This window comes from Roseibium sp., from assembly GCF_025698965.1.
Lineage (GTDB): Bacteria > Pseudomonadota > Alphaproteobacteria > Rhizobiales > Stappiaceae > Roseibium.
Map to the genome: position 1 here is coordinate 1 of NZ_JAILWL010000185.1, position 11492 is coordinate 11492.

Annotated in this window: 10 protein-coding genes; 3 read left to right on the forward strand and 7 right to left on the reverse strand. The window is 53.1% G+C overall.

The window, feature by feature from the left end; genetic code table 11:
- The coding region (locus tag K5905_RS15905) for a cobalt-precorrin-5B (C(1))-methyltransferase (protein ID WP_297585649.1) at positions 1 to 796 on the forward strand (796 nt) is incomplete at its 5' end.
- A complete protein-coding gene (locus K5905_RS15910) occupies positions 780 to 1565 on the forward strand; it encodes a cobalt-precorrin-6A reductase (protein ID WP_297585650.1) in 786 nt (261 codons plus the stop codon). The genes K5905_RS15905 and K5905_RS15910, both read left to right, overlap by 17 nt.
- Here K5905_RS15910 and K5905_RS15915 read toward each other — a convergent pair.
- The 7 genes from K5905_RS15915 to K5905_RS15945 all read right to left on the reverse strand — a co-directional run bounded on the left by K5905_RS15915 (position 1540) and on the right by K5905_RS15945 (position 10527).
- Positions 1540 to 2325 (reverse strand): WecB/TagA/CpsF family glycosyltransferase, encoded by a 786-nt coding sequence (locus tag K5905_RS15915; RefSeq protein WP_297585652.1) that lies wholly within the window; start codon positions 2323 to 2325, stop codon positions 1540 to 1542. The genes K5905_RS15910 and K5905_RS15915 overlap by 26 nt on opposite strands.
- 641 nt (positions 2326 to 2966) lie before the next feature.
- A complete protein-coding gene (locus K5905_RS15920) occupies positions 2967 to 4682 on the reverse strand; it encodes a GumC family protein (protein WP_297585653.1) in 1716 nt (571 codons plus the stop codon).
- Positions 4683 to 4746: 64 nt separating this feature from the next.
- A complete protein-coding gene (locus tag K5905_RS15925) occupies positions 4747 to 5745 on the reverse strand; it encodes a glycoside hydrolase family 5 protein (protein ID WP_297585654.1) in 999 nt (332 codons plus the stop codon).
- A gap of 80 nt (positions 5746 to 5825) precedes the next feature.
- Positions 5826 to 6896 carry an acyltransferase gene (locus tag K5905_RS15930; protein ID WP_297585655.1) on the reverse strand — a complete coding sequence of 357 codons (1071 nt, stop codon included), beginning with the start codon at positions 6894 to 6896 and terminating at the stop codon, positions 5826 to 5828.
- Positions 6896 to 8113: a hypothetical protein gene (locus K5905_RS15935; RefSeq protein ID WP_297585656.1), complete on the reverse strand. Its 1218-nt coding sequence runs from the start codon at positions 8111 to 8113 to the stop codon at positions 6896 to 6898. Before K5905_RS15935 ends, K5905_RS15930 begins: the two co-directional genes overlap by 1 nt.
- A gap of 135 nt (positions 8114 to 8248) precedes the next feature.
- Complete coding sequence (locus tag K5905_RS15940) at positions 8249 to 9397, reverse strand: glycosyltransferase family 4 protein (protein WP_297585658.1); 1149 nt, start codon at positions 9395 to 9397, stop codon at positions 8249 to 8251.
- A gap of 11 nt (positions 9398 to 9408) precedes the next feature.
- Positions 9409 to 10527, reverse strand: coding sequence for a polysaccharide deacetylase family protein (locus K5905_RS15945; RefSeq protein WP_297585659.1), 1119 nt, complete (start codon positions 10525 to 10527; stop codon positions 9409 to 9411).
- A gap of 309 nt (positions 10528 to 10836) precedes the next feature.
- Between K5905_RS15945 and K5905_RS15950 the strand changes: the two genes are divergently transcribed.
- On the forward strand, positions 10837 to 11492 hold a 656-nt coding region (locus tag K5905_RS15950; RefSeq protein ID WP_297585660.1), incomplete at its 3' end, for a glycosyltransferase.

Here is an 11492-nt window from a genome sequence, read left to right on the forward strand (position 1 = left end):
TGGCGTCGGCATCGTGACCCGCCCCGGACTTCCGATCCCACCGGGCGAACCGGCGATCAATCCCGTGCCCCGGCAAATGATGCAAGCGGCAATTTCAGAAGTGGCCTCGACAATGGGCGCCCCCGGAGATGTGGAGATTGAAGTTTCTATTTACGGCGGTGCGGAACTTGCCCAGAAGACGATGAACCCACGTCTTGGAATTGTAGGCGGATTGTCAGTGCTGGGCACAACAGGGATCGTTCGGCCCTTTTCCTGTGCAGCCTGGATTGCTTCCATTCATCGCGGCATCGACGTTGCCCGTGCCATTGGTCTGACCCATGTCGTCGGTGCCACTGGTTCCACTTCGGAAAATGCCGTCAAAGCGCGATACGATCTCGATGAAAGCGCTTATCTGGATATGGGCGACTTTGCCGGTGGTCTTTTGAAGTATCTGCGCAATCATCCGGTCGAACGGCTCACGCTCGCCGGTGGATTTGCCAAGTTTTCCAAACTGGCTCAGGGCGCGCTCGATCTCCATTCTGCCCGCAGCTCCGTCGATTTTTCGTTTTTGCAGGATCTACTTCGAGAAGCTGGCGCTTCTCCCGAATTTGTGAATGAAGCCGGATCCGCAAATACCGCCAAGGAAATTCTGGATCGGTCTCTCACAGAAAAACTTGATCTCAGTGGAGCTCTTGCCTGGCGGACTAAACAAGCCGTTCGCCAGATCCTCAGGGATGCTCCTGTCGCTGTCGAAATTCTGATCACCGATCGACAGGGCAACGTTCTGGGGACAAGCGATTTTGACACAAACGCCTGACCACATTCTGTTGCTTGCCGGGACCTATGAAGCCCGCCAGATTGCTCGCGATCTGTCTGCTGAATTTCCGGAGCTTCGAATGACAGCATCCTTTGCCGGCGTCGTCCGGGACTTGCCAAACCTTGGAGTGCCAAGCCGAATTGGCGGATTCGGAGGTATTTCCGGGCTCGTGGATTATCTCCAAAGGGAGAAAGTCCATATGATAATCGATGCCACCCATCCCTTTGCCGCACAAATGAGCCGCAATGCTGTCGCGGCGGCGGCAGGCCTCAAGCTGCCTCTTATCCGATTGGAGCGCGCGCCCTGGCGAGCAGGCGAAGGAGATACTTGGGAGCATGTGGCTTCGATGAAAGACGCAGTCCAAACGTTGCCACGCAACAGCCGCGCATTCCTGGCTGTTGGCCGCAAGGAAATTCAACTCTTTGCGGAGCGGACAGACATTTACGGCCTGGCCCGCATGATCGAGCCACCGTCTGCGTCTTTACCGGATGGCTGGGACCTTGTCCTTGCCCGTCCGGCAAACGATGTTGAACGGGAAATTGCATTGCTCATTGACCACCGTATCACTCATATCGTGACAAAAAACAGTGGTGGTAAAAGCTCTTATGCGAAGATTGAGGCAGCTCGCCGCTTGCAGCTGCCGGTTATAATGGTCGACCGTCCCGACCTGCCCACTGCCGATACGGTGTCAGATGTTCCCGAGCTTCTTGTCAGGGTCGACGACCTGCTCGGAACAAAACGCCTTAAAACTTCTTGTGAGACTGATTGAACTTCATTTTCGCAAGCGCATAGAAGAAGCGCGGAATTCCGACCACATATCGACGGAACAACCGACGTGGCTCCTGCAATAACCGAAACAACCATTCAAGACCAACGGACTGCACCGCCTTTGGCGCCCTCATAACCGATCCAGACATGAAATCGAACAGCGCACCGACACCGATCGCAACCGTGACATCGAGTTTTGCCCGATTGTGAACGATAAAGTTCTCCTGACGCGGATTTCCCATTGCCACCAGCAATAGATCCGGTTTGGAGATGTTGATGTCGGCACAAACGTCAGAACAGTCGTTCATGTCGAAATACCCATTGCGATATCCGACGACCTTGTGGGACGGGAACACACGTTCAATGTGGGCCTTCGCCAGCTGAACGTGGTGCTCGGACGCTCCCAGGAGATAAATCCGCAACGGAATTCCAATCTCCTCAAGAATACTGGGAACCAGATCAGTTCCGTTGAGATTGGCCGGAAAGAATTCGCCATCGAGAAACCGGCTGGCCAGGTCAATTCCAATACCATCGTTCAAAAGAGTCATTTGCCGCAAGGTCGTGGCATATGATGGATCGTCGAGCGCCGTGAGGATGGTGTGCGCATTGCAGATAGCAATGTCGAGAGGTTTGCGCGTCTGAACCGAGGAGCGGACGAGCTGAATCGCTCCCAGGCGCGTCATCCGCGCTATGGAGAACGGACCGATCTCCGCGCCGTCATTCCCTAACGGAAATTCTGTTTCAACTTTCTGCATCAGCATGACATAAACCACAGCAACCCTGTACAGAAACCTCGTCGGGCAAACCAGGACGGCCATCCGACGGAAGAATTTTGACTGCGTTTCTAATGTGTTAAGGCAACAACGTTCGATCTGTCCCGGTCTGATAGACCGATTGATCGAAGAGCTGTCCGCCCGGCACCGCCGCTCGTCAAATTCAGGCTTCAACGACTTATATAGTTATACTAGTGGGATTTATTTATCTTTAAAACAAGCGCAAGACTTTCGGATAATTAATAATAGTTAATTAACCAAAAACACAGTTTTCCAAACCAATTCAATATAGATTAATCGACCTATCTTCTCGAGTATTATCGCTAAACTTACGCAAGGTTATTTATAATGATGGTCGAAATGGGACTTATCGGCGCTTAGACCAAGCCATAAAGATTCAGACCCGCTGGCGGCTAAGCCAGAAGTTGCAAGGTCATCGAACAGGAAAGAGTTTTTCGGTACTTTGCAAATCGACCAATTCACAAATTGAAACAGAGCCAAGACGCACCGCTATTGGGAGCGGCGCAAACACCTGACATTTGGCAGCATGTCTATACTATTGGAAGCGATGGCTCGACACCTGCATTCACAGCCGGCTCAGCCCTAAACCGGGTTTCCTCGCATGAAACTCAGTCGTTAAACGAAAAATAGGACCGGAGACCCGGGTGTTTTGCCAGCCTGCGAGCAAGCGCGAAACATATACCGAGCCCGAGCCCCAATGCACCTCCGCCAAACAAGCCACCGATCAACATCATCAGGCGACCCGGGCCATCCGCATCTATTGGCGGCACCGCCTTGCCGATCACCTGCACGTTGCTTTGAAGGTTGTTGAACTCTTCGTTAGCCTGTCTCGTGCGCGTCAACATGGCTTCGTAGACATTTCTTGTTGTCTCAGCCTGCAGCAACAGATTGTCCAGCGCCGCCTGGTTGGGGGAATTGCTGAGTTTTAATGCCTTTTGAGCTGCAAGTTCCTTGGCCAGATCGTCCTGCGCCTTCTGGGCCCGGGAAAGCTCCGTCTGCGCGATGGACGCCATGCGCTTCAGCTCCAGACGGATTTCAGTCCTCAATCCGGTCAAGGTTGCCTCAGCTGCCGATATCGAGGGATGCCGGGAGCCCAACTGGCTCTGCAAGCTGCCCAGTTCTGCGGCTGCGGTTGAGTATTGCTGGCGGAGCTGCACGAGTGTCGAGGAAGAAACCTCAGTGTCACTCGTTCCTGCAACGGCGTCTTCCAGACTCAGTCGATTTGCGGCATCGACCTTGGCACTCGCTTCAATGGTTTTTTGCTGCGCAGCCACCAAAGCGGTATTCAATGCCGCCAGTCTCTCATCCGAAATCAAGACCCCACCAGCAGTCACCAGATCGTTCTTGGCCCGGTAATCCTCCACAGCCTTTTCAGCTGCAAACGCCTTGGCTCGCAAATCTTCCAGCCGACGATCAAACACCGAAGTCACGTTTGAATACTGGTCAGACGCGGTTTTGGTCTCGTATTGATAAAAGGATTCAACCACTTCGTTGGCGATTTCCGCCGATTTGTCTGCTTCCTGCGTTGTGACATTCACCGCAATAATGAATGAATCGCCAACCCGGGAGGCATTCACCGCTTTTGCCAGAGCGGACGCAGCGGCAAAGGTGCTTGCCGGTCCGGTCAGTGAAGCACCAAATTCTGCATCATCCGTTAGCGAGAGCTTCTCGACAACATCCTGCATCACAGTGCTGGAGGTCAGTATCTGGATCTGACTGTTTACAAGCGAGGTAACGGTTTGCGGAGAAAACTGATTGGATGTCTGGCCATCCCAGGTCACCTGAAGCTTCGCCGGGTCAAAATAGAGGCTCGCATGCGCGGTGTATTTTCGCGTCAAAGTGAGCGTTGCGGCAGCGCCAAGAGCCATTCCGACGATCACCAGCAAGACAATAATCCAGCGGCTTTCATAAAGTGATCGGATGAACGAACGGGTGTCGAGAAATGGCTCACGCGCACGATAGCGCGACTCGATCACCTGAGGGCCGGTAACCGGTCCCCGAGCGGCTACCGTGTAAGTCGATGCTGGTTGATGCGATTCACGATCATACTGATCGGTCTGGTCATCAAATCGCCGGTTGTTTCCCTGCAGCGAATTGCCTCTGCGATCCTCGTCTCCGAAAGGCTCGTCTTCAGTAGATTGCGCTCTTTGGTCATACTTCCGGGCGCCGCCCTTGCGGGCGTTGGCCAGTTTGGCAAGTTCGCGATGAAGAGCTCCGCGATCGCGGTCAGAATCTCGACGGCGACGAGACGCGTCAAAGGATGAGCGGGTGCGACGGTTGTCGCCCCAATCCGGCTCGTCCCAGTCATCGTCAAACCGGTTCATTCTGGTCCTTTAGACTTTTCTACAAACAGCTGCATTGTCAAAAAGCGAGGATGCTAAATCATCGTTAATTTAACGTTGAACAATGCGAGCTGCCAACTTGAGGCTTGCTTTGCATAACAGCGGCCAGTTGCGGGCGATCCGTACCTTCAACGGGTTGAATATTGTTCCCTTCAGTTGCCGGCCACCAGTCTCCCGCCGCCCAGTAAGTCCACCCGAGCCACTGCTCAGACGCTTCATCCATATAGTCAACCATCCTGGTCAACCCGGCGAGACAGGCTGGATCCTTGGATCCGCCAAACTCACCGAGAAGTCCTCGAGCCCCCTGCTCCTTCAGCCACCCGGTAAAGTCGACCAGTCCTTTTAGAGCGAGATCAGCCTGCGGGCAGGTTTCGTGGGTCCCGGAAAAGTCCTCATCCATGTACTGGTGCACTTCATAAATGAAGTTGTCAGCCGGATCCGAAACGCCCGACATGACATTTCCATTGTTTCCGGCAGGACGATCGCTTTGCCAACTTGATGCGCCGCTCCAGTTCGTTCCCGGCACCAGGATCAAATTTTCTGCGCCAACCGCCCTGATACCGGCGATTGCCTGGTTTGCCGCGATCAGCCAGTCCTCGACGGGAATATCGTATGGTTCGTTCATCAGGCCGAACATTATGTCCTCCTGATTTGCGAATTCCTGCGCAAGCCTGATCCAGAAATTCGCAAAAGCCTGGGCTGGAACGTCCGCGGTCATCAGCCGTTTTCCGTCGTAGTAGCCAAAATTGTGCGGATCCAGCAGCACCTTCATCCCGTGAGACCGGATCAGTTCCACAGCGTTGTGCAGCCGGTTCAGTTCCTCGGTATTCAGCGCCTCGCCGAACACAGGTTGCAGGCGTTCCCAGCGAAAAGGGAGCCGGACGAGGTTCATGCCCTTTTCCGCAAAATAGCTGACGGTTTCCTCCGTAGGATAGATGTAGTTTGTGCCTAAGATGCCATGTTTGTCACCATACTCCGCCCCTGAAAGGTTGACGCCTTTGTAGCAGACCTCCTGCGCACCGGCAGCCGACCCCAGCGAGAGCATCAGCAAGATTGTCCCTGCGGCCGAAAGCTTCCGCCCAACATGGTTGACCAGCGTTTCTTGTACTCTTTTCCCAATTCGCATCATCCGGCACTTTCTTTCCCACCGGAAATACCGGCGGCAGGCTTTTGGCGTTTGCGAGTGTCCCTGAACACTCCGGCAACGGGAGCCTCAAAACAACGGTACACAAACAGCGACACTATTACGGAACCAACCAGGCAGAAAAAAATGAAAATTAGTTCATGTTGCATCCAGTCGAATGGAAGGAAGCCATATGCCACTCGCACGGCAACAAGCGTGAATACGTGACTTAGATAGAGACTGTAGGAAGCATCGCCGATCAAATGCAGAGTTTTGAATTCCCGCACCTTTGTGAAATCGATCGAAACGAGCGCATAGATCAGAAGCAGCGACGGAATGCCCGCACTGACAAGGCGTGGCAGCCCTGAATGCCAACCGTCGAGAATGACGAGTCCTGCAAACGCGAGGGGCACCAGAGGTACTGCAACGCCGGCAGGAAGCAGTCTTTTGCCCAGGTACAGCCACGCCAGAACAACGCCCCCGAGAAACTCGAAAATAATCGGATTGCCGTAAAAGCGTGCAATCACACCTCCTTCCGGACTTGAACTGAACAGCGCATAGAGACCGGTGAGTACCAGGCCCAGCGCCAGAATCCGGACGTTTTTCGGCAGCAAGAGCAGAGCTCCGAAAATCAGGTAGAAGTACATTTCATAATTGAGCGTCCAGCCGGGAATGACCACTGGTGCAATCAACCCGCCGGTTGGATCGGCAGCATTCGTCCACGGAATGAAGAACAAAGATGCCAGCATGTGCGGCAGGTCGAATATTGTTGACTTGAGATAGCTTGGAAGGACAAGCGCAATAAACGCCGCGGCAAGCGTGAACAGCCAGTAGACCGGTACAATGCGTTCAATTCGTCTCCGATAAAACTGCAGCGGGCTAACCTGCTTGTCCGCCGTGGTCAGCCACATGACAAATCCACTCAGGACAAAAAAGAGGTCCACCCCCTTTTCACCGAAAAGCAAGCCGGAGAACAGGGCGTCCGGGTCCAGCCGTTGCAGTTGCAGCACGCTGTGGAAGTAGACGACCAGCAGTGCCGCAACGGCTCTCACATATTGAAGCTGAACCAGCATCACGTCTCCTTAAGCTGCTGTGCGTGAACATTGCTCTCAGAGCCAGCGGATACCCGTTCCGACGTCGGCAACAGCTTCATGAAACCCGTAAGCAGCCAAAGCAGTCCGGCGATCTTGATGGAAAAGACAGCCGTGCCGCCAATCATCATGTTCATGAACATGAAGATGGAAAATGCGTGGGAGAAACGTCGCTGTTCCGGCGTGTCGCAGGCAGGGTAAAGGCTCACAAAAAGCCACAGCAGCACCAGACTGAATACCGTTCCGATCACAATTACGTAGACATAACCGCTATCTGCGAACGCCCCCGCAGAACGGGCCGCGAAACCAAGAATATCGGTCAGGTCCAGATCAAGGAGGTGGTTCATGGTCAGCACGACTCGCCCGGGAATGTTGTCACCCGAAGCATCCGGCTTGATGATATAGACGAGAAAACCGGCAAACAGGATCACCGGCAGGTACAGCAGATTGATGACCTTGGGAAAATACGGAAAGGCGAAATACCCAAGAAAGCAAATCGCTCCGAAAATCAGCATCGTCCGGCTGTCGTTCGTGAGTAGGATCAGACTGATGGTGACAATGCAAAATACCCTCTGGAAGGAGGAAAATCGCTTCCACAAGGTGAGCAAAGCAATCATCATCACACCGGCGAAATTGGCCAGTGAAACCTGTTCCAGAAATAGAGATGACGACCGGTGCCCAATCAACCCGAAGGTAAACCGCCCTTCGAACCCCAGGGCATTGTGAAACAGTTTCGTGTCGAAATATTCCTTTCGTTCCAGTCCGCGAGTGTTTTCGAAATAGAGCCCCGGGAAAAACAGATCGCCGTACATATCGACCGAATAAATTTCCAGAAGCAGGCAAACGAAGACCAACCCGCACGCCGTCAGGAAAATAAATCGGATCCCCCTGAGCGTGATCAGCGTGCCTAGCGTCACGAAACAGAAGATAATCAGAATGTTTCGCAGGTAATCGATGACCGCCCCACGACTTATCACCGATACATAAACCGCAAATACCAGGGTCACGATCAATAGAGAGAACGGAACAATGTCCTTTTCGAATAGGCCATTGTTCAAAATCAAGACAAGTGCAGCAAGCAGAATTAGCATCTCCGTGGCTGCAACCGCTGTAAAACCAAGCCCGGAAACATGCGCGTTCAAAACCGCAAGGACGGCATTGTAGACCGTCGCGGCAAGCACAACGATCACGATCGGCATGCTTATTTTGTCTGCATTCTCTATAGCTGGTCTCCAAATTTTTCCGCCTGACACCTTGCCACGAAAACTCTGCTGCTGCCTGCCTTCCGAACGCAACCAGCAACAGCAACGAACTGGACCGAGGAATTCACGGACTTACGCCTCCATAATTCCGCGAATACCGAGAGCGGTTCGGTAAAGCTGGTCGTATTGCTCGATGACATGGTCCCAACTGTGGCTCTCGACCGCGCCTATAATGTCCTGCCGAAGTTTTGGAATTTGCTTAAGATTGCAGAACCGCTCAGTGATTGCAGACGCTGCAAGCTCGGGCCGGGAATAGTCGGCAAGCGTAATCAGGTCATGTTGTCCGGCAAGACCCTTGAACGCATCGTTTGGATGAACGACCGGGATCAGACCCGCACTCATCGCCTCAATCAGAACGAGCCCAAAACCTTCATAGTCCGATGCACTGACGAAGAAACTGCATTTACGCATGACGGATCGGATTTCAACGTCTTCCAGCCCGACATGCACCTGCAGGTTACAGGCAACTCCGGCAGCTTCAGCCTTCGCGAGCAGATCCGCTTTCGTCAGATCCGATTCCATACCGACAATGTCGAGCTTCCATTCACGATCCTGAGAATTGAGTTGTTTGAGCAGGTCAATCACACGGTCCAGACGTTTGTTGGAAGAAAACCGCCCCAACGCCAGCAGCTGTTTCTCAGGTTTCTGCGAAGAGGCATCGCGGAACTTGTCGATGTCGACACCGTTTTCAATCAGGCTTACACGCTTTGGCGCAATTTTCTGAAATTGCTGAAAATCGCTGCTGCTGCAGCAAGCTATGGCTTCGTATTGGTGGGACGACAGCCTCGTTAAAGTGTTGAACCAGCCCGCTTTCAGTGTTGCGAACTTGTCTGTGTGAAAGAAACCGCCATGGGTCGTCGCCACCATTTTCCGGCGTTTCCTGAAATTCGCGATCGCCAGCGCGTCGAAGAAAAAGTCGACGGCATGCACGTGCACCAGATCCGCTCCGGAAACTTCCTTGAAGACGGCCGGCGCAACGGGATAGCGTGAGCTGCCGCGATACGGAATTCGGTGCACCTCTACGCCGTCAATCAATTCGTACCTGGACAGTATCCGGTCCGGATCGGCGAACAGACGATCCAGCGTCACCACCTTGACGTCGCGGACACGTTCTTTTTGCCGGATGACCAGATTTCGAACGACATTCTCTAGCCCGCCAACATTGGGCAGATACTGGCGCACGACATGCACTACCGAAACATCTTCAAGACCTGTCGTCACCGGGTGATCCATCACTGCGAGGCCAGTTGTTCAAATTCGGTGTTGGCTATGGGCGATTTACCCCGTGAAGCAAGAGCCCTGTAGACACCGTTCACGCCGCAAACAGCATGCGAAAAGCCATCTGTCGGAAATTCCGCATCTTGCCGCGGCAAGAGAAAGCGGTTCCCGGCATGTTGTGGGAAAAGGCATCCGGGGTCGGTGGTCACTGCAGTTTCGAACCCAAGTGACCTGACAATCGCCGCCTCGCGCGTTTCGGTAAGTGACGGTCGTCCATACGGGTAGGCAAAGTGAGGTACGTTTCTACCCAAGGCACCTTCCAGATAGGTTTTGTTGTCTCCGATGTCCTTTGACACTTCCGGCGCGGACAATAACCGAAGCGCCCGATGTGTCGTGGTATGCGCGCCTATTTCGACCAACGGATGACGATCGGCTTCGACCATTTCCGCCTCACTCACGAACAGTTCTTCGATCAGATCGGCCATGGACAGACCGTTGTCTTTGAAAACCTGCTGCAGACCATCGGCGCGACCAAAATCCTCCCATACCCAGGCAATGAGACGGCGCAAGGTCGCAACTTTCGCTGAGTATTCGCTGCATTCGAACCGGCTGTTCATCGGCTCGACAACAACCTGATCATTGCGGGTGACAATCTCGCGCAAACCCAACCACCAGGCATTGATGGTCCGGGTCAGAACTTCTGTTGGCACGTAAATGATTGCCGGAGCTTCGTAGCGCTCCATGACCGGCAACGCCAGTTCGATGTTGGATCTGTAGCCGTCATCATAAGACAGAACAACAAACGGCCGGCTTTTCGGATCTTCTAACCGGCGTACCGCTTCAGACAGTCCGACAATGTCACGCCCGCTTTGACGCAACATCTTCAATACGGCTTCGAAGTCGTCAATTCTGGTTCCCTGACCCAACTTCGACTTCGGATCGCGCGTGAACTCATGGAACATCAAAATCACGCCGTTGCCGCCGTAAGTCCTGCCGACAAGATCCGCGAGTCCGCTTTTGGACATAACCTTCAAGGCAAAGGTCTTGCCGCTGCGGCGCAACTTGTCCTTCAGGGTAAGCTGAAGCGATTTAACCGAAAATTCCGATCCAGCTGAATTTCCTGTGTTGCTCATGTTCTCTCGTGATCTTTCAAAAATTTGTGCTTTTTAACGCCACGGATCGAGGAGATCGCTGCCCTGATTTTTGGCTGTACCGTTGACACCAATTTACAAGTTGCGCCGTTAAAAAAGTGAAAATCGACCAACGTTGCAAGATCACGAGATCGATCGTTAAGAGAGGCTTCACCCTTTTGTTGATCGCTCGACCGGAAATGCTCTCAAAACGGATGCGTCGATTGCCGGCTTACACTTCCATAAGACTTTTCTGCCATTTCTCGCAATTGTTAAGCCTTCTTCCAGAGGCAATTTGGAGCCCTGTATTAAATGCGAATACTGATGCCCTGCGCCGCGTTTCCTCCATTCATTGACGGTGGCGGACCAATTTCAGCTTTGCAAATTGCACATATGCTGAAAAAGGAAGGGCACGACATACGAATTCTTCACGTCTCTGACGAAGAAAAGATTGAGGAATTCGAAGGCATTCCGGTCAAGCGAATGCCGTCCTTGAATATTTATTGGAACTATTACGAGCCCCGCTCGAAATTACAAAAGATCACCTGGCATCTCCTCGAAAACGGCAATCCACGCGCGTTTTTTGCCATGCGCAAGGAGATGCAGGAGTTTCAGCCTGATGTGGTTCACACCGTCAGCATCGAGAACATCAACGTGGCGACCTGGGCAGCGGCAAAGTCGCTTGGCATTCCTGTCGCTCATACCATTCACAGCGCCTTTTTGATGACCTGGAAAGGTGTCATGCAAAAAGCAGGAAAACCTCTGGACCGCCAGACATTTCCAGATCGGATGACGTCAATCGGCAAGCGCTTCTTTTCAAGGTTTGTCGATCTGGTTATCGGCGAGTCCAATGATGTGGTTCAACGGCACCTGAAGGAAGGTTACTTCAAGAACGCAATCTCGCGGTGCATCCCCGGAGCCATCCCCGATGAAATAGCAGATCACCCACGTCTATATCCGGCAGACCG

Coding starts and splice junctions, on each gene's coding strand:
- K5905_RS15945 (WP_297585659.1), bottom strand. CDS start 10,527: ATGAGCAACACAGGAAATTCAGCTGGATCGGAATTTTCGGTTAAATCG.
- K5905_RS15915 (WP_297585652.1), bottom strand. CDS start 2,325: ATGCTGATGCAGAAAGTTGAAACAGAATTTCCGTTAGGGAATGACGGC.
- K5905_RS15920 (WP_297585653.1), bottom strand. CDS start 4,682: ATGAACCGGTTTGACGATGACTGGGACGAGCCGGATTGGGGCGACAAC.
- K5905_RS15930 (WP_297585655.1), bottom strand. CDS start 6,896: ATGCTGGTTCAGCTTCAATATGTGAGAGCCGTTGCGGCACTGCTGGTC.
- K5905_RS15935 (WP_297585656.1), bottom strand. CDS start 8,113: ATGCCGATCGTGATCGTTGTGCTTGCCGCGACGGTCTACAATGCCGTC.
- K5905_RS15925 (WP_297585654.1), bottom strand. CDS start 5,745: ATGCTCTCGCTGGGGTCGGCTGCCGGTGCGCAGGAGGTCTGCTACAAA.